At 64.3% G+C, this 19907-nt stretch carries 12 protein-coding genes; 7 read left to right on the top strand and 5 right to left on the bottom strand.

Annotated elements, in window-relative coordinates:
- The first annotated feature begins 557 nt into the window (after positions 1–557).
- The 4 genes from BMW76_RS00600 (at position 558) to BMW76_RS00585 (ending at position 9908) form a co-directional block, all read left to right on the top strand.
- Positions 558–1394, top strand: a complete 837-nt coding sequence (locus BMW76_RS00600; protein WP_090861667.1) for an IclR family transcriptional regulator — start codon at positions 558–560, stop codon at positions 1392–1394.
- 619 nt (positions 1395–2013) lie between these two features.
- Positions 2014–3435, top strand: a complete 1422-nt coding sequence (locus BMW76_RS00595; RefSeq protein WP_090861665.1) for an MdtA/MuxA family multidrug efflux RND transporter periplasmic adaptor subunit — start codon at positions 2014–2016, stop codon at positions 3433–3435.
- Between the two features lie 15 nt (positions 3436–3450).
- Positions 3451–6576 (top strand): MdtB/MuxB family multidrug efflux RND transporter permease subunit, encoded by a 3126-nt coding sequence (locus tag BMW76_RS00590; protein ID WP_090861663.1) that lies wholly within the window; start codon positions 3451–3453, stop codon positions 6574–6576.
- 17 nt (positions 6577–6593) lie between these two features.
- Positions 6594–9908 (top strand): efflux RND transporter permease subunit, encoded by a 3315-nt coding sequence (locus tag BMW76_RS00585; protein WP_090861661.1) that lies wholly within the window; start codon positions 6594–6596, stop codon positions 9906–9908.
- A 132-nt stretch (positions 9909–10040) separates the two neighbouring features.
- On the opposite strand, the gene BMW76_RS00580 is transcribed toward BMW76_RS00585, so the two are convergent.
- The 3 genes from BMW76_RS00580 to BMW76_RS00570 form a co-directional block, all read right to left on the bottom strand.
- The gene (locus tag BMW76_RS00580) at positions 10041–10505 is read right to left on the bottom strand and encodes a hypothetical protein (RefSeq protein ID WP_090861659.1); all 465 of its coding nucleotides are present in this window, start codon (positions 10503–10505) and stop codon (positions 10041–10043) included.
- 54 nt (positions 10506–10559) lie between these two features.
- A complete protein-coding gene (locus tag BMW76_RS00575) occupies positions 10560–11123 on the bottom strand; it encodes a peroxiredoxin (RefSeq protein ID WP_090862463.1) in 564 nt (187 codons plus the stop codon).
- Positions 11124–11352: 229 nt separating this feature from the next.
- The gene (locus BMW76_RS00570) at positions 11353–12699 is read right to left on the bottom strand and encodes an EAL and HDOD domain-containing protein (protein WP_090862460.1); all 1347 of its coding nucleotides are present in this window, start codon (positions 12697–12699) and stop codon (positions 11353–11355) included.
- Between the two features lie 327 nt (positions 12700–13026).
- On the opposite strand from BMW76_RS00570, the gene BMW76_RS00565 reads away from it, so the two are divergent.
- Both BMW76_RS00565 and BMW76_RS00560 read left to right on the top strand, forming a co-directional pair.
- A complete protein-coding gene (locus BMW76_RS00565) occupies positions 13027–14883 on the top strand; it encodes a putative bifunctional diguanylate cyclase/phosphodiesterase (protein ID WP_090861657.1) in 1857 nt (618 codons plus the stop codon).
- A gap of 85 nt (positions 14884–14968) precedes the next feature.
- Positions 14969–16426 carry an HDOD domain-containing protein gene (locus tag BMW76_RS00560; protein ID WP_090861655.1) on the top strand — a complete coding sequence of 486 codons (1458 nt, stop codon included), beginning with the start codon at positions 14969–14971 and terminating at the stop codon, positions 16424–16426.
- Between the two features lie 100 nt (positions 16427–16526).
- Here BMW76_RS00560 and BMW76_RS00555 read toward each other — a convergent pair whose 3' ends face one another.
- Both BMW76_RS00555 and BMW76_RS00550 read right to left on the bottom strand, forming a co-directional pair.
- Positions 16527–17882 carry an EAL and HDOD domain-containing protein gene (locus BMW76_RS00555; protein ID WP_090861653.1) on the bottom strand — a complete coding sequence of 452 codons (1356 nt, stop codon included), beginning with the start codon at positions 17880–17882 and terminating at the stop codon, positions 16527–16529.
- 343 nt (positions 17883–18225) lie between these two features.
- A complete protein-coding gene (locus BMW76_RS00550) occupies positions 18226–19017 on the bottom strand; it encodes an ABC transporter substrate-binding protein (protein WP_090861651.1) in 792 nt (263 codons plus the stop codon).
- Between the two features lie 245 nt (positions 19018–19262).
- On the opposite strand from BMW76_RS00550, the gene BMW76_RS40090 reads away from it, so the two are divergent.
- On the top strand, positions 19263–19634 hold the full coding sequence (locus tag BMW76_RS40090; protein WP_143062178.1) for a hypothetical protein: 372 nt from the start codon (positions 19263–19265) through the stop codon (positions 19632–19634).
- Positions 19635–19907: the final 273 nt, after the last annotated feature.

Genomic DNA, 19907 nt, shown 5'->3' with positions numbered 1-19907 from the left:
GCCGCTGACTCTCTTTGCTTTGGGCGCCCTGACGGCGGCAGTCGTGCAGACTGCCGCCGCGTCGTTCACGGATGCGCGCCATGATGGCAACTCGCATCGAACGCAAACGACAGCCGATCAGACGGACAAAAAAAAGGCGCCATGTTGCCATGGCGCCTTCAAAAAGTTCTAGCCATTCCGAGGGCCGTGCTAGAACCTGAGAGACGGTACTGAAGAAATCCTGCCTTCGAAGCCGCTGCGAAGCGCAGCCGAACCGGGCCGAACCGGGCTGACGCCGATGCGCGCACTGGTTGCACGCGCAATGATCTATGGGCGATGTGGGCGCGGGCCCACCTTTTCCGGTTTCGAAATATAGTTCCATTTTTTATGGTAATGCTGACTAAGTCAAGCAAAATCTGAGCGGCTCGGCGGCCTTGCATCTCACAATTCGATACAATGAATGGTCGTACGAAAAATATGGACTTACGCCCTGCTGAGAGAGGGCGGAGCGCGGCCTGAAGGCGTCTGCCTTTCGACGCGCGTTCAACTATAGTGAAATAACGTTTCATAAAAACCACATGAACCAGCCATCGACGCGTCCGTCCGCCACCGATCCGTTGAAGGAAAAGGACGGCTCCGGCGACGAGGTCACTGCGCTCGCGCGCGGCCTGACCGTGCTCCGGCGCATTGCCGCCGCCGACGCGCCACTCTCCAACCGCGAGCTGACAGAACTGACGGGTATTCCGAAACCGACCGTCTCGCGGATCACCGCGACGCTCGTCAGTGCAGGCTTTCTGTTTCGTCTGCCCGACAGCGAGCGCTTCGTGCTCACGTCGTCGGTGCTCGAGCTGAGCAACGGTTTCCTGCGCAACTTCGACATCCGCGCGCGTTCGCGGCCATTCCTGATCGAACTGGCCGAACGCACGTCGCTATCGGTGCATCTCGCCGTGCGCGACCGGCTGGACATGGTCGTCATCGATGCGATCAAGCCGCGCTCGGCCGTGCTGGTGTCGCGCCTCGACGTCGGCTCGCGGATGGACCTGAGCCGCACGGCCGTCGGCCGCGCGTATCTCGCCGCGCTCTCCGAGACGGATCGCCAGAGTCTGCTGACGGGCCTGCAAGCCGCAGCCGGCGACGAGTGGGGGCATATCAGCAGCCGTCTCGACGCGGCGCTGCAGGAAACGGCCGCGCAAGGTTTCGCGATCGCGACGGGCGAATGGTACGAGGGGCTCAACGCGATCGCGGCTGGCTTCATCGGACCGTCGGGCGAGCGCTACGCGGTCAATTGCGGCGGCTCCGCGCATCAGTGCCCGCGCGACTGGCTCGTGTCGCGCGCGGCGCCCGTCTTGCTCGAAACGATCGAAAAGATCATCCATGAGATCGGCGGAACGCCGGGCCGCCGGCTCGACGATTGAGCTTCGCGCGGCACGACGCATCGACGCGCGTCGACTTTCGCCGCCCTCCCCGCCGATACACCCGTTGCCGCGCCACCTTGCGCGACACCCGGCTAACCCAGGCTTTCAAATTACCCAACCGTATGTAACGGTCGTAATCCGCCGAAAAATACGCCGCTGGACTGTAACTCGGCCGGGGACGTAGCATCATGCTTTCCCGCGCGCCGATGCCCGGTGCGGCCGGTTTTCGGCGCGGCCGGCCACGATGCCCTTCATATGCAACGCGACGCGCATCGGCAACGGCCAGCCCCATCGAAGCGACCATCGGACCGGTCTTTCGTTGCAGCAGCGCGAGCGCTGCCGCGGCAACGCGACGTCGAACGCGCAGCGGGCAAAAGCACGGCCGTCGGGGAGGAGCCGTCATTCATGTCGACAACGCGCCAGGCCGCCAGCGCGGCCGCCGTCACCGTCACATCAAGGTCATCTCGATGAGCCTCGCATCGCGTAGCATCGCGCGGATAAACGCGCAGACAGGCGCGCAGACAGGCGCGAGCACGACAACCCGCGCGCGGCAGCCGTCAGTTCGCACGCCGCGCATCGCACGTTTGCTTCAATTCACGCCAGCCATTTGATCGAACCGATGGACGAACAAAAAAATCAGCCAGAATCTTCACGCAACGCCGGTCCGTCCAGCCCTCCTCCCGGACATGAACCCGGCGCCGTCAAACGGCATCGCGGCCGCACGATTGCGCTGATTGTCGCCGTCGTGATCATCGCGGCGATCGTGCTGGTACGTTGGCATCCGTGGAACAGGAGCGACGCCGGCGCGAGCGCGGCAGCGGGCGCGAGCGGTGCGCAGGCGGCGCGCGGCGGACGCCGCGGCGGCGCGGGCGGCATGAACCAGCCGCAGCCTGTCCATGTGGCCTCCGTTACGCAAGGCGAAATGCCTGTCGTGCTGAACGCGCTCGGCACCGTCACGCCGCTCGCGAACGTCACGGTGCGCACGCAACTGACGGGCACACTGCAGACGGTCGCATTCCAGGAAGGTCAGATGGTGAAGAAAGGCGATCTGCTCGCACAGGTCGATCCGCGTCCGTATCAGATCAGTCTTGCCAATGCCGAAGGCACGCTTGCCAAGGACATGGCGCTCCTGCAAACCGCCCGCCTCGACCTGAAACGCTATCAGACGCTGCTGTCGCAAGACTCGATCGCGAGCCAGCAGGTCGATACGCAAGCGTCGCTCGTGAGGCAATACGAAGGCCAGGTCAAGTCCGACCAGGCGAACATCGATACCTTCAGGCTCGATCTCGTCTATGCGCGCATCACGGCGCCCGTGTCGGGCCGCGTCGGCCTGCGCCAGGTCGACCCCGGCAACTACGTGACGCCGAGCGATACGAACGGTGTCGTCGTCATCACGCAACTGCAGCCGATCAGCGTGATCTTCACGACCTCCGAAGACAACCTGCCCGCCATCCTCAAGCAATTGCATACGGGCACGAAGATGTCGGTGACGGCGTATGACCGCAGCAATACGACGTCGCTCGAAGCGGGCTATCTGGAAACCGTCGATAACCAGATCGACACGACGACGGGCACCGTGAAACTCCGCGCGACGTTCCAGAACAACGAAGGCATGCTGTTCCCGAATCAGTTCGTCAATACGCGCCTGCTCGTGAATGTCGTGAAAAACGCCATCATCGTGCCGACGTCGGCCGTGCTCAACGGCTCGATCGGGTCGTTCGTGTATGTCGTCAAGCCGGACAACACGGTGACAGTGCGCCCCGTGAAAGTCGGTCCCGTCGACGGCGAGCGCACCAGCATCACGTCGGGCCTGCAGGTCGGCGAGCGCGTCGTGACGGACGGCTCGGACCGCCTGAAGGAAGGCGCGAAGATCACCATTCCGGCTGACCGGCCCCGTGGCGCGTCGGGTGCTTCAGGTGCTTCGGGTGCCCGCGCCGCATCGGGCGCATCAGGTGCATCAGGTGCATCAGGTGCATCAGGTGCAGCGGGCGCATCGGGCACACATCGTCGCCGGCACGCGTCGCAGACGTCGGCGGAATAAGGTACTGGCTTTCGCATGAATCCATCCCGCGCCTTTATCCTGCGCCCGGTCGGCACCGCCCTTCTGATGGCGGCCATCATGCTGGTCGGGCTCGTCGCGCTGCGCTTCCTGCCGCTTTCCGCGCTGCCCGAAGTCGATTACCCGACCATCCAGGTGCAGACGTTCTATCCGGGCGCGAGCCCCGACGTGATGACGTCATCGGTGACGGCGCCGCTCGAGCGCCAGTTCGGGCAGATGCCGTCGCTGAACCAGATGTCGTCGCAAAGCTCGGCGGGCTCGTCGATCATCACGCTGCAGTTCAGTCTCGACCTGCCCCTCGACGTCGCCGAGCAGGAAGTCCAGGCGGCGATCAACGCGGCGGGCAACCTGCTGCCGTCGGACCTGCCCGCGCCTCCCATCTATGCGAAGGTCAATCCCGCCGACGCGCCCATCATCACGCTCGCGATCACGTCGAAGTCGATGCCCCTCACGCAGGTGCAGGACATCGCCGATACGCGGCTCGCGCAGAAGATTTCGCAGGTCGCGGGCGTCGGCCTCGTGAGCCTGTCGGGCGGCCAGCGCCCCGCCGTGCGCATCCAGGCGAACCCGCGCGCACTCGCCTCTTACGGCCTCAATCTCGACGATCTGCGCACGACGATCTCGAACCTCAACGTCAACACGCCGAAGGGCAGCTTCGACGGCCCGACGCGCGCGTACACGATCAACGCGAACGATCAGTTGACGGACGCCAACGCATACAAAAGCGCCGTCGTCGCGTACAAGAACGGCCGCCCCGTGATGCTGACGGACGTCGCGAGCATCGTCTCGGGCGCGGAGAACACGAAGCTCGGCGCATGGGTGAACAACACGCCCGCGATCATCCTGAACGTGCAGCGCCAGCCGGGCGCGAACGTGATCCAGACGGTCGACAGCATCAAGAAGCTGCTGCCCACGCTCCAGCAGTCGCTGCCTGCCGCGCTCGACGTGCAGATCGTCACCGACCGCACCACGACGATCCGCGCGTCCGTGCGCGACGTGCAGTTCGAACTGCTGATGTCGGTCGTGCTGGTCGTGCTGGTGATGTACCTGTTCCTTGCGAACATCTACGCGACGATCATTCCGAGCCTGTCGGTGCCGCTTTCGCTGATCGGCACGCTCGCCGTGATGTACCTGTGCGGCTTCTCGCTCGACAACCTCTCGCTGATGGCGCTGACCATCGCGACAGGCTTCGTCGTCGACGACGCGATCGTGATGATCGAGAACATCGCGCGCTACGTCGAGGAAGGCGACACGCCGCTCGAAGCCGCGCTGAAAGGCTCGAAGCAGATCGGCTTCACGATCATCTCGCTGACGGTCTCGCTGATCGCCGTGCTGATTCCGCTGCTCTTCATGGGCGACGTGGTCGGCCGCCTCTTCCACGAGTTCGCGATCACGCTCGCCGTGACGATCGTGATTTCCGCCGTCGTATCGCTCACGCTCGTGCCGATGATGTGCGCGAAGCTGCTGCGCCACACGCCGCCCAAGGAAAGCCACAGCTTCGAAGCGAGGGCGCACGCGGCGATCGACTGGATCATCGCGCGCTACGCCGTCGCGCTGGAATGGGTGCTGGACCGGCACCGCTCGACGCTCGTCGTCGCCGTGCTCACGCTGGTGCTCACGGGCGTGCTGTACGTGTTCATTCCGAAGGGCTTTTTCCCGGTGCAGGACACGGGCGTGATCCAGGCGATCACACAGGCGCCGCAGTCGGTGTCGTACGCGTCGATGGCCGAGCGCCAGCAGCAGCTGGCCACCGAGATTTTGAAGAATCCGAACGTCGAGAGCCTGACGTCCTTCATCGGCGTGGACGGCAGCAACATCACGCTGAACAGCGGCCGCATGCTGATCAACCTGAAGCCGCGCGACGACCGCGACGCGACGGCGAGCCAGGTGATCCGCCAGTTGCAGCGCGACACGTCGCACATTCCGGGCGCGACGCTCTACATGCAGCCGGTGCAGGACCTGACCATCGATTCGACGGTGAGCCCGACGCAGTATCAGTTCATGCTGACCGATCCGAACATCGAAGAGTTCGCGACGTGGGTGCCGAAGCTGATGGAGCGCCTGCAACAGTCGCCCGAGCTCGTCGACGTGGCCACCGATCTGCAGAACAACGGCCAGTCGGTCTACGTGGAAATCGACCGAGCGTCGGCGGCGCGTTACGGCATTACGCCCGCGACCGTCGACAACGCGCTCTATGACGCGTTCGGCCAGCGCATCATCTCGACGATCTTCACGCAGTCGAACCAGTACCGCGTGATTCTCGAAGCGCAGCCGCAGATGCAGCACTACACGGAGTCGCTGAACTCGATCTATCTGCCGTCGTCGACGTCGACGGGCGGCCAGGTGCCGTTGGCGTCCATCGCGAGCTTTCACGAGAAGCCCGCGCCGCTGCTCGTCACGCATCTGAGCCAGTTCCCAGCCACGACCGTGTCGTTCAATCTGGCGCCCGGCGCGTCGCTCGGCGCGGCCGTCAAGGCGATCCAGCAGGCGGAGAAGGACATCGGCCTGCCCGCGTCGTTCCAGACGCGCTTCCAGGGCGCGGCGCTCGCGTTCCAGGCGTCGCTTTCGAACGAGCTGTTCCTGATCCTCGCCGCCGTCGTCACGATGTACATCGTGCTCGGCGTGCTGTACGAGAGCTTCGTGCATCCCGTCACGATCCTGTCGACGCTGCCGTCGGCGGGCGTCGGCGCGCTGCTCGCGCTGCTGCTGACGGGCCACGATCTCGACATCATCGGCATCATCGGCATCGTGCTGTTGATCGGCATCGTGAAGAAGAACGCGATCATGATGATCGACTTCGCGCTCGAAGCCGAGCGTGAGCACGGCAAGCCGCCGCGCGAAGCGATCTATCAGGCGTGCCTGTTGCGCTTCCGGCCGATCCTGATGACCACGATGGCGGCACTGCTCGGCGCGCTGCCGCTGATGCTCGGCACGGGTGCGGGCTCGGAGCTGCGCCGGCCGCTCGGTATCGCGATTGCGGGCGGCCTGATCGTCAGCCAGTTGCTGACGCTCTTCACGACGCCCGTGATCTATCTTGGCTTCGATTCGATTGCGCGGCGGCTGCGCGCGCGCTTTCATCGCGACGGCCATCCGACTCCGCCCGTCACCGACGCCGACGCCTGAATGAAGAGGCCGAACCGATGAACCTGTCGCGCCCTTTCATCAAGCGTCCCGTCGCCACGACGCTGCTCGCGATCGGCATTGCACTGTCGGGCCTGTTCGCGCTCGCAAGGTTGCCCGTCGCGCCGTTGCCGCAAGTCGATTTCCCGACCATCTCGATTCAGGCGAGCCTGCCGGGCGCGAGCCCGGAGACCGTCGCGACGAGCGTGGCGAGTCCGCTCGAACGGCATCTCGGGTCGATTGCCGACGTCACCGAAATGACGTCGACGAGCTCCGTCGGTTCGGCGCGCATCACGATGCAGTTCGGACTGAACCGTAACATCGACGGCGCCGCGCGCGACGTGCAGGCCGCCATCAACGCAGCTCGCGCGGACCTTCCCACGAGCCTCAGGCAGAACCCGACCTACCACAAGGTCAATCCCGCCGACGCGCCCATCCTCATTCTCGCGCTCACGTCGAAGACGATGACGGCGGGCCAGCTATACGACTCGGCCGCGACGGTGCTGCAACAGTCGCTGTCGCAGGTCGAAGGCGTCGGCGAAGTGGACGTGAGCGGCTCTGCGAACCCGGCCGTGCGCGTCGAACTCGAACCGCAAGCGCTCTTTCACTACGGCATCGGTCTCGAAGACGTGCGCGCGGCGCTCGCTTCGGCGAATGCGAACAGCCCGAAAGGCTCGATCGAATTCGGCCCTAACCGCGTGCAGCTCTACACGAACGACCAGGCGAAGCAGGCTTCGCAGTACAAGGACCTCGTGATCGCGTATCGCGACGGCGCGGCCGTGCATCTGTCCGATGTCGCCGAAGTCGTCGATTCCGTCGAGGACCTGCGCAATCTCGGCCTGATGAACAACGAGCGCTCGGTGCTCGTGATCCTGTACCGGCAGCCCGGCGCGAACATCATCGAGACGATCGACCGCGTGAAGGCGATGATTCCGCAGTTGCAGGCTTCGCTGCCCGCCGCCGCCCAGATCACACCGACGGCCGACCGCTCGACGACGATCCGCGCGTCGCTGAAGGACACCGAGCACACGCTGATGATCGCCGTCGCGCTCGTCGTGATGGTCGTGTTCCTGTTCCTGCGCAACTGGCGCGCGACGCTGATTCCGAGCGTGGCCGTGCCGATTTCGATCATCGGCACGTTCGCCGCGATGTATCTGCTCGGGTTTTCAATCGACAACCTGTCGCTGATGGCGCTGACCATCGCGACGGGCTTCGTCGTCGACGACGCAATCGTGGTGCTCGAAAACATCACGCGCCATATCGAGAGCGGCATGCCGCGCATGAAGGCGGCGTTCGTCGGCGCGCGCGAGGTTGGCTTCACGGTGATGTCGATCAGCATCTCGCTCGTCGCCGTGTTCCTGCCGATCCTGCTGATGGGCGGCATCGTCGGGCGGCTGTTCCGCGAGTTCGCGCTCACGCTGTCGCTCGCGATCGGCGTGTCGCTGATCGTGTCGCTGACGCTCACGCCGATGATGTGCTCGCGCCTGCTCTCCGAGCCACATGAGAAGCGCGAAGAAGGCCGTTTCGCGCGCTGGCTCGAACGCGGCTTCGACAGGATGCAGCGCGGCTACGCGCGCACGCTCGGCTGGTCGCTGCGTCATCCGCTGCTGATCCTGATGGTGCTGTTCGTCACGATCGCGCTCAACATCGCGCTCTATATCATCGTGCCGAAGGGCTTTTTTCCGCAGCAGGACACGGGGCGTCTCGTCGGCGGCATCCAGGCCGACCAGGCGACATCCTTCCAGGCGATGAAGGTGAAGTTCTCCGAGATGATGCGCATCGTGCAGGCGAACCCCGCCGTCGACAGCGTGGTCGGCTTCACGGGCGGACGGCAGACCAACTCCGGCTTCATGTTCGTATCGCTCAAGCCGAAGACGGAGCGCAAGATCTCCGCCGATCAGGTGATCCAGCAATTGCGCGTGCCCCTGTCGGGCGTCGCGGGCGCGCGCACGTTCCTGCAGGCGGTGCAGGACATACGCGTCGGTGGCCGGCAGTCGAATGCGCAATATCAGTTCACGCTGCTCTCCGACACTACGGCCGACCTGTACAAATGGGCGCCGCTTCTCACGGAAGCGCTGCAAAAGCGCCCCGAACTCACCGACGTCAACTCGGACCAGCAGCAAGCCGGTCTTGAATCGATGGTGACGATCGACCGCGCGACGGCGGCGCGCCTCAACATCAAACCCGCGCAGATCGACAACACGCTGTACGACGCATTCGGCCAGCGCCAGGTCTCGACGATCTACAACCCGCTGAACCAGTATCACGTCGTGATGGAAGTCGCGCCGAAATATTGGCAGAGCCCCGACATGCTGAATCAGGTATGGGTCAGCACGTCGGGTGGCAGCGCGAGCGGCTCGCAATCCACTAACGCGACGGCGGGTACGGTCACGTCGGCCACGACGGCGACGACACGTTCGTCGGCGGGCGGCACCGCGGGCACGGCGGCATCGAGCGCGGCCGCCATCGCCGCCGACTCCGCGCGCAATCTGGCGAACAACTCGATTGCGGCGAGCGGCAAGTCGAGCGCGTCGACGGGCGCGGCCGTGTCGACCTCGAAGGAAACGATGATTCCGCTCTCCGCGATCGCCCGCTTCGGCCCCGGCAACACGCCGCTCGCGGTGAACCACCAGAGCCAGTTCGTCGCGTCGACGATCTCGTTCAACCTGCCGCCCGGCAAGTCGCTCTCGCAGGCCACGCAGATCATCTACCAGACGATGGCCGAGATCGGCATGCCGGCGACGATCCACGGCAGCTTCCAGGGCACCGCGCAAGCCTTCCAGCAATCGATGTCCGACCAGCCGATCCTGATTCTCGCGGCGCTCGCGGCCGTCTACATCGTGCTCGGCATCCTGTACGAGAGCTACATCCACCCGCTGACCATTTTGTCGACGCTGCCGTCGGCGGGTGTCGGCGCGCTGCTCGCGCTGCTGCTCTTCAACACGGAGTTCAGCATCATCGCGCTGATCGCGGTGATCCTGCTGATCGGCATCGTGAAGAAGAACGCGATCATGATGGTGGACTTCGCAATCGATGCGTCGCGGCAAGGGCTGTCGTCGCGCGATGCGATCGAGCAGGCGTGTCTGCTGCGCTTCCGCCCGATCATGATGACGACCTGTGCAGCCTTGCTCGGCGCGCTGCCGCTCGCGTTCGGGCGCGGCGAAGGCGCGGAGCTGCGCGCGCCGCTGGGTCTTGCGATCGTCGGCGGGCTGATAGTGAGCCAGATGCTCACGCTCTATACGACGCCCGTCGTCTATCTGTATATGGACCGCCTGCGCGTGCGCTGGGAAGCGCGAAAGAACAAGGGAGCACAGGCGGCGGCTTCAGGGAGCTGAGTCTGTTCGATTCGCTACATGCGATGGCGCTTGTTGTGATTTGCATTGCCGGGTCGCTGGCATCCGCGAAGCATCATGCGAATGCCAGCGTTCAGCGAGTCGTTCCGATACTCGCTACAAGCCCTCTCCCGCTCAAAGCTTCTGCGCCATCGCCAGCAAGAAAATGCGCGTCCACTGACGCGCCTCGCGCTCCGACGTCATCGGCAAGCGCCATTCGGGATGCGCCGCATCCTTCACATCGAGCTTGACCTGCCAGCGCTCGCCATCGCGCACCGGCTGCGCGTGTCGAAGGTCCGCGAAAATGTACGAGCCGCGCGCACCGCTCACCTGCACGTCGCAAAGCCGCTTGCCCGCAGCGAGCCGCACGTCGCCCCATTCGCCTTTGAGTTCGTGCGTCCAGTCGCCGTCGCGGATATTGGCCGCGACTTCCTTGCGGCGACGCGACCACCACGCAAGCGCCGTGAGCAGCAGCGCCGCGACGAGCATCGCGACGCCGACGGCCACGCCCACGCCGAATCGCGCCGACAGCGCGTGAAACGCCTGCACGGCGCCATAGATCAGCGCGGCCAGTACGAGCAGTCCGACGGCTATCGGCATCGCGTATCGGCGATCAGAAGTGGAACGACGCGGACTGCGCGCAACGAAGCATCATCAAGGCTGCTTGTGGGTCGCGGCCCACTCCTTGAGCGCCTGCATCGTGTTTTCGACATGCTTGTCGGGCGACAGGCTCGTGTATTCGTAGATGACCTTGCCGTCGGGCGTGATCACATACGACACGCGGTTCGCCATCGACGCATGCATCGGCAGGCCCGCGTCATACGCGTTAATGACCTTCGAATCGGGATCGGCCGCAACGGGGAATTTGCTGCGGCATTCGCTGACCGAGAACTTCGTCAGCGTGTCGATGTTGTCGTGCGACACGCCGATCACGGTCGCGCCGTACTTCTTGTACTCGTCGACGGCTTCAGCGAATTCATGCGCCTCGATCGTGCAGCCCTTCGTGAAGGCGGCGGGATAGAAGTACAGGACGACGGGCCCTTTCTTGAGCGCATCGGCGAGTTGGTACTGATAGGTCTTGCCTCCCAGCGATGCCTGCGTCGTGAAGTCCGGCGCGTCGTCGCCGGGCTTGAGCGTGGCGGAAGCCGTTAGCGCATACACCGATAAACTCGCGCACAGCGTAGCCGCGAGCGCCAACGGCACAATCTTCTGCTTCATGTCGAGCCCTCGAATCTTGAGCGCACGATGCCCGTGCGACGCCGCGCGACGCTCTCGCATCAGCCATGCGAGCCGTCGCAACCGTAACCTGCCGTCCAACATTGGACCACGTTTGGCGAATGCACGTCGGCGCACAGCATGAAGGCTGTCGATGCGGCCACGAACTTTGCAGTCCGCTGACATCGCGCACCATCGCCCGCCAATGCATGAAACGAACGGGATGCGGACTTTAATCCACGAGATGCGCGCCGAACCACGCTGCCGCCGACAGGTTCAACTCGGCGAGCACGGCGGGCGTCAGCGCCGCGAATTCCGCCAGCGATGCCGAACTCGCGATCGCTGCAATCGCGGCCGCATCCTGAGCTTCGCCCGCCGCTTCGGCGATCCGCAACAGGACGCCCATCGGCCCCGCGCGTTGGACGATCGCATCGCGAATGACGGGCGACAGGTCGAGCGGATCGAGCGTCTCATCGGGCGTCGAATCGACGAGCACATGCACCAGCGAGAACACGCCCGTCAGAAACGCTGCATCGGCGAAGCCTTCGTCGTTCGGACGTATCCAGCGCGCGGCCAGCTCCATGAAGCGCGCGCGCGTGCCCGCCAGCTGCACGAGGGGATCGGAGCGCCACGGCAGATCGCCGCCGCCCGCGTACAGCAACAGTTGCGCCCAGCGCGCGATCTGCCGCGTGCCCGTCGCGATGATCGCTTCACGCAGCGACGAGATATTGCGTCCGAGCCCGAACGCACTCGAATTGACGAGGCGCAGCAGTTGCATCACGACGTTCGGATTGCGCTTCAATTCGTCTTCGAGCTCGACGATGCCCGCATCGCGCGCGAGCAGCGCAAGCAGCCGCAGCAACGACGTGCGCGATGAACGATTGCGGCGCGTCGACAGCACTTGTGGCCGCGCAAAGAAATAGCCTTGAAACAGATGAAAGCCCAACTCGCGGGCAAGCGCAAAGTCCTTGCGCGTTTCGACCTTTTCGGCGATCAGCGTCTTGCCGTGCATGCGCAGCGTCCGTGCGAGCGTGCGCAGCTGCGCGCGGTCCGTCTGCAGGAAGTCAATCTTGACGATGTCCGCGTGCGGCAACACGGTGAGCAGATTCGGCGACAGCTCGCACACGTCGTCGAGCGCAATGCGAAAGCCCGCGCGCCGCAACTCGGCGATGCGCGCAATGAGCCGCGCATCGAACGTGACCGTTTCGAGGATTTCGAGCACGAAGCGCTCGGGCTGCATCAGATGCACGATGTCGTCGAACAGCAGCTTGCGGCCGATGTTCACATAGCCCAGATGCGTGCCGAGCATCGACTGCACGCCGATGCCGCCGATCGTGCGCACGACGACCTGTGCAGTCGCTTGCGCATCGTCGGAGACTTCCGCGTAGTTGCGCGCGCTGCCGCGAAAGAGCAGTTCGTACGCATGCAACGCGCCGTTGCGGTCGAGAATCGGCTGACGTCCCACATAGACGAACTGCGACGCGGACTGCGACGACTGCAGCGCGTCGTCCTCGCCATGCGCTTGCGCAAACGTTTGGAGACGAAGGGCTTCATCGTTGTCGTGAGACGGATCGGACATTTTTCCCGGCGGCTTGAATTCCATGGTGAGTTGAATGGGCTGGCGCGTGCCACCCTTTGGGCAACGTGCGTGCTTCGCCAACGCGGCACATCAGCCGCATTAACGGTGCACGATCGCCGCGACTTTAGCGGAATTCATCGGCGCATGCATTGGACGGCCGCTTCTATCACACGTTATGGCGCTTTTTATGTGCGAACGCTAAAGATTCCGTCGCGGGGGTCGTTATCCCGTTCTGATGGATGGCCTTACGCCCCGACGGACCCGTCGTCCCGCGGGTATTGCGCGGCCGTCCCGCCTCACGACGAACCCGGGTAGTCAGCGACATACATGGAAGCGACCAGGATCACCCCAGCCCGCCGGGGCTTGCTGCGCACAGCTATCGACCGGTTCCGCGCGGGCCGTCAGCCCGCGCGCACGACGGTCGCGCAAAGCCTCGCGGCCGGCCTCGAGCAGGCTGCGGGCGCCGTCGACTTCCTCGCGCACGTGGCGCGCAACCTCACGTTCCTGTATGTATCGGAAGCGAGCCTGCGCTTCATCGGCTATCACCGCGAATACCTGCAGACCGTCACGCTGCACGAGCTCGTCGCCCCCGCCGATGTCGCGTCTCTCGACGCCGCATTGCGCCGTGCCGACGAGACGGGCGCCGTCGAAAAGGTCACGCTCGATCTGATCAAGTCGCTGACCTACCCCGTGCCCGTCGAGCTGCGCATTGCGCGCAACTGTCACGACGGAATCGAAGGCTACGCGATCGCGGGCTTCGACGTATCGAGCTGGCGCGCAGCGGAAGCAAACCTCAAGCATCAACTGCATCACGATCATCTGACGGGCCTCGCGACCTTGCCCGCGCTGATCGAGGACATGCGCGACGCACAGCGAAAGGCCGTTGCGACGAGCAAGGCGGCCGCGCTGCTGCTGCTCGATCTCGACGACTATCAGCGCGTGAACCGCGCGCTCGGCTACGACGCGGGCGACGAGATGCTGCGCGACACCGCGCGCCGCCTGACCAATATGGCGACACAAGGCGAAGTGATCGCGCGCATTTCCAGCGACGAATTCGCGATTCTGCTGCCGCCCGTGCATGCACGCGCCGATGCCGCGATCGCCGCCGAAGCGCTAGCGCGGCGTCTGTTGACGGCAATCCAGCAGCCGTACACATTCAACCGTCAGCCCGTGCATCTGTCGGCGAGCGTCGGCATCGCGCTCTATCCCGACGCGCAGCACATGTCCGACGTGCAGCACATTCTCGACATGCAGCGCACGCCCGACTCGTCCGACGCGTCGCCGCGCGACAGCCAGCTGTTGCGCTGGGCCGATCATGCATTGCTGCGCGCGAAGGCGGCGGGCGGCAACACGCTCGCCTTCTACGTGCCCGACGACAGCCCCGCCGACGCCGAGCGTCTCAAGCTCGAATCGGACCTGTACGACGGCGTGCGCAACGGCGAGTTCTCGCTGCACTTCCAGCCGATCACGAGCAGCCAGACGCGCGGCGTCGTCGGCGTCGAAGCGCTGATCCGCTGGCAGCATCCCGTGCACGGACTCGTGCCGCCGTCGATGTTCATTCCGCTCGCCGAATCGGTCGGCCTGATCAACTACCTCGGCAACTGGGTGTTGAAGGCCGCGTGCATGCAGCTGATCCGCTGGGACGCGCAAGGCATCCGGCTGCAATACGTCGCCGTCAACGTGTCGCCGCAACAGTTCCGCGATCCGCGCTTCAAGGAGAGCGTGCGCGAGGCGATCGCGCTGACGGGCATCGATCCGCGCCGGCTCGTGTTCGAGATCACGGAAAGCCTGCTGATGCACGACCCGCAGCACGCGACGACGTTGCTCGAAGAACTGACGGGCCTCGGCATCCGCTTCGCCGTCGACGACTTCGGCACCGGCTATTCGAGCCTTGCGTATCTGCAACGCTTTCCGCTGGCCAAACTGAAAATCGACCGCAGCTTTGTGGAGAACCTGCTAACCTCGCGCAACGATCAGGCCATCGTCAGCGCTGTCGTGGGCCTTGCGCAGACGCTCGATCTCGAACTCGTCGCCGAAGGTGTCGAGACGGAAGAACAGCGCAATCTGCTCACCGAGATGGGCTGCGATCACATTCAGGGCTGGCTCGTCTGCAAGGCACTGCCGTCGGAAGAACTCGCACAGCGCTTCGAATCGCGCGCGCTACACGTGCATGGTGAAGCGTGACTGAGACGACGCGTGTTCGCACTGTGCATCGGCCACGCTTGCGCGTGCCGCTAACTGGAACTTGTATGGCTTTCGCGGGATTCTCATGCTAAAGGCTGCGCTGCTTGAACGGCTCTGGGCTCGCATGAACGAGCGCGGCGATTTTCCGATGCTGCAGCAGTCGCTCCGCACGACGATGGCCGCGATGAACAGCGACGACCTCGACTTCAGCGCACTCGTGCAGATCGTGCTCTCCGACTTCGCGTTGACGCAGAAAGTGCTGCGTCTCGCGAACTCGGCGATGTACATGGCGTTCGGCGGCAACATCACGACCGTCTCACGCGCGCTGATGGTGCTCGGCATGGACGCCGTCGGCCATCTCGTCGTCGGCCTGAAAATCGTCGATCACTTTCATCACAGCGCGCCGCGCCGCATCGACGCGAAGCTCGAACTGAATCGCACGATGCTCTCGGGCTGCGTCGCGCGCAAGATCACCGAACGCGGCGATCTGCGCCAGGGCGAAGAGGCCGTCGTGTGCACGCTGATGCGCCAGGTCGGCAAGCTGCTCGTGGTGTTCTATCTCGATGCCGAGTGGGATCAGATTCGCCGCCAGATCGATACGGGCATGGGCGAAAACGAAGCGTGTGAAAGCGTGCTCGGCGTGACGTTCCAGGAGATCGGACTCGAAGCGGCGACGCGCTGGCGCCTGCCGGACATGATCTGCGTCGGCATGACCGAGTTCGATCCGCAGCAGCACGACGAACCACGCCAGGCGCAATGGCTGCGCGCGATCACGAACTATTCGACGGAAGTCGCAAACGTGCTCACGCAGACGCATCTGCCCGAGTCGCAACGCGACGTGCGCATCGCCGAACTTGCGCAGCGCTACAGCCGCACGCTCGGCACCGACCCCGAAGTGCTCGTCGACATGAGCCTGACGCTCGCCGAAGAAGAGACCCGCGACGGCGTGATGCGCGAGATCTTCGAATTGCGCGCGAACGCCGATGCGATTGCGCGCGAGTCGCTCGACCCCGAATCGTGCATTCTTGCGGGCGTCGGCGAGCTACAGGCGTTGCCGGGCGACAGCGGACTTGCGCCCGCGCTCGCGATGGCATCGGAGACCGTGCTTGCCGGGCTGAACTTCGAACGCACCGTCGTGTTCGTGCGTCAGGGCAGCGGCATCTTCAGGGCGACGATGGGCTTCGGCGCGAAGATCGGAGGCGCGTTGCCCGAGCTCAGCTTCGCGACGGCGTTCGAGCCCGACGTGTTTCATCTCGCGATCGCGAACTCGGTCGGCATCTTCATCGAGAACGCGCGCGATCCGAAGATGCACGCGCGCTTGCCCGGCTGGTATCGCCGCGCATTCGACGACGTGCATTCGTTCGTATTGCTGCCCGTAGTGTTGGAGAACAAATCGACGGTGGCCCTGCTCTACGGCGACTGGGCACGTCACGATATGCCGCGCCGCATCTCGCAGCGGGAAATGGCCGCGCTCAACGACCTCGCGCGAGAACTGGGACGGTTCTTCGCGCACGCGCCGGTGAGCGAAGTGGAAACGCTGTGAAGTAATCTGGAAGAGCGCGCTGACGGGCTCCGGCCGAGATCAGACGCGCGCGTTCTGCCATCGATCTGCGCGGCTCATGCGTTCGAGCCGCGCGGCTTCTTCAATCGTCGATCCGCTCGAGCCCCGCCGCTTCCGCGCTGCGATCGGCGATACCCGCCCATGCGGCCGCGACCAGGCCCATTTGCGCGACGTCGCGCACCTGCAGGCCTTCGAGCCGAACACAGCCGTTTTCGATGTCGGTCCACGCGCCGCGCTCCAGCGCTTCGATCACGGTCAGCAACGCGCCGAGCACGCCTTCGCGCTGGAGAATCGCGTCGCGGATCGGCTTCGACAGCGCGAGCACGTTCAGCGTATGTTCGAGCGAGCCGCCGAACACCGAATCGACAAACGAGAACACGCCCGTGAGGAACGCCGCATCGGTTTCGTGGCGGCCCGCCTCGGGCAGGCGCTCGATGGCCAGTTCCATGAAGCGCGCGCGCGTGGCGGCGAGTTGCAGCAGCGGATCGTCTTCGAGCGCGACCTTGCGGCCGTCCGCGTACAACAGCAGTTGCGTCCAGCGCGCGATGCGGTTGGTGCCCGTCGCGTTGATCGCCTCGCGCAGGGTCGTGACCTTGCGCCCCATCGCGAGGCCGCTCGAGTTCGCGAGGCGCATCAGGTGCATCACGAGCACGGGGTTCAGCTTCAGTTCCGCTTCGAGTTGCGCGACCGTCGGCTCGCCGCCGAGCAGTTGCAGCAGGTTCAGCAGCGCATGACGCGGCGCACTGACCTTGCGCGCGTCAGCGCCCTGCGGATGCGCGAAGTAATAGCCCTGGAAGTGGTCGAAGCCGAGATTGAAGGCCTGCTCGAACGCGGCTTGCGACTCGACGCCCACCGCGATCAGCAGCTTGCCCGCCGACTTCAGCACGCTTGCGAACTTCGGCAACATCGCCTGCGGGATGCGGTTCACGTCGATCTTCACGGCATCCGCATACGGCAGAAGACGCGCAAACGTTTCGTCGGCCTGCGCGACGTTGTCGAGCACGAAGCGATAGCGGCGGCCATGCAGCTCGACGATGCGCGCGATCAGTTGATCGTCGGCTCCGATTTCGGGCGGCAACTCGAACATGAATCGCCCGGCGGGAATCTGGCGAAGCGCGTCGTCGAACAGCAGTTCACGCGTGACCTGCAAATAGCCCGGATGACCGGCGAGCGCGGCGCGCACATCGGCCTGCAAAACCGCGTGGATGATGGCTTCCGTTGCGCTGCCTTGGGCCTTCGATGACGGCTCATCTGCCGCTGCCGGCTCTTCGCTCGCTTTCGCGACGGGCGGCTGGTACACCTTGAGTTCGAACGCGCACAACATGTTGTCGCGATTCAGAACAGGCTGACGAGCAAAGGAAACGTTTGCCCGCTGGTCCTGCGCGATGCCGGGAACGCCCTCGGCCTGGCGTTCCTCAGCGACTGCGGTGGTGGTCATTGCGGTCCCCTGTCGACCAGACGTGGCGCGCGATGGGAGTGGGCGCTTTAGCGTGTGCTCCTGTCCATGCCTGCTGGTCCCATGCAAGTGATTGCGGCGAAGCGTGACGCTTCGTACTCTCATCGTGTTCAGTGTTGTTCTTCAGGCTTCGAGGCGCCCGCTTCCCGAGCGCGGCGCATCGAGCCCCTTTCCCCGCTCGCCGATTTTAGCTCAGCCACGATGGCCCGGGAGCACGGCTGCGTGAAAAAGACCCTGAAACAAGGGCAAAAAAACAAAACGGCCGCTCGAAGCGGCCGTAGTCGAACAACGTCGGCGAGCTTATCCGCAGCCGATGACGCGCGTATTACCTGAGCACGACCTTCACGTCGAAGTATTTGGCGGCGAGGCGGTCGATCGTGCCGTCAGCCTTCAGCTCCTTCAGTGCCTGGTTGACGGCGTCCTTCAGCGCGGCGTCTCCCTTGCGGATGCCGAAGCCGACGCCCGAGCCGAGCAGCTTTTCGTCCGAAACGGGCGGACCCGCGAATTCGAAGCCTGCGCCCTGCGGCTTCTTGAGGAAACCCTTCGAGGCCGCTTCCGCGTCCTGGAACGAAGCATCGAGGCGGCCCGCGACGAGGTCGGCGTACACCTGGTCTTGCGTCTGATACGGAATCACGTCGACGCCGGCGGGCGCCCATTTGGCCTTCGCGTAGGTTTCCTGGATCGTGCCTTGCAGCACGCCGACGTGCTTGCCCTTCAGCGATGCGGCCGTCGGCAGCAGGCCGCTGCCCTTCTTCGCGATCATCTGGTTGGGGATCACGTAGATGGGATCGGTGAAGTCGATGGCGGCGCGACGCTGGTCGGTGATCGACATATCCGAGTTGATCGCGTTGAACTTGCGGGCCTGGAGCGCAGGGATCAGGCCGTCGAACGCGTTCTCGACCCACACGCACTTCGTCTTGAGCCTGGCGCAGACGGCGTTGCCGATGTCGATATCGAAGCCTTGCAGTTCGCCGGCCGGCGACTTCGATTCGAACGGCGCATACGACGCCTCCACGCCGAAACGGAGTTCCTTGATCTCGGCGGCCGTTGCGTTCACTGCCATCATCGCGCCCGCGAATGCGGCGAGCGCGGCCATCTTTTGCCAACTCATTTTCATCGATGCTTTCCTCAAGAATGCGGGTATGCGGTACGCCCCGCGTTGGGCGTGCGAGCGATCATTGCAACGCCAAAAATGCGGTTCAAGCGCATGCGCGGGGGTTGATGCGGCGCACAAGGCGCCGCACGAGGCGGTGGATTTTACAGGGTCTTCCTTGTTCGCCGCGCGCGGCAGTGTCGGTTTTGATTCTTGTCTCGATGGTTCCTGCTGCGCGTGAATTCGCAAGTTCTTGTCGGAAAGGGGCAATGGGATTGGTGTTGGTCGATGGGTTTTTGTCTGCGACGCTGTTGGGTTTTTTTGCCTTTGTCGCTGGCATGCGCGAATACGTTCGTTCGCTTTGCCCTTCGCGGGCATCCGCGATGCGCCTCGCGGCGCGGGCGTTGCCCCTGTGCGGGGCGGCACTCACTTTCTTTGCCGCCGCAAAGAAAGTAAGCAAAGAAAGCGGGCTCACACCGCCAATGCTTGACCTTTACCCACGGGCTCTCAACGTCCCCATAGTTCGCACGGCAGTTTGCTGGCTTGTGTTCGTTGCCAATGTGCTCGCTAAACGCCTCACCCGCTTCATGCACGTGTGGCACGACGAAGATATCGAACGTTTCAGCGCCGCATGTCGGTAGTGAATGAGGTTGCTGTGTCGTACAGGGCAACGCACTTGTCGCCGCATCGCGTAGCGAGGGTGTCCTGTGCGGCGCGAATGCCTACACACAGTTTGCCGCAAAGGGGCCGAAGATCTTCGATGTCGCGAGCCGCAATGCAGGTGCGCGAGGCAGGTGAGGCGCTTGGGTAGTGCGCTGGCAACGAATGCACGGCAGCACGCTGCCGCATGAAGGATGGGGACGTTGAGAGCCCGTGGGTATTGGTCAAGCACTGGCGGTGTGAGCCCGCTTTCT

It is taken from the genome of Paraburkholderia diazotrophica (assembly GCF_900108945.1).
GTDB classification, from domain to species: domain Bacteria; phylum Pseudomonadota; class Gammaproteobacteria; order Burkholderiales; family Burkholderiaceae; genus Paraburkholderia; species Paraburkholderia diazotrophica.
This window is presented reverse-complemented; position numbering and strand designations above follow the sequence as displayed.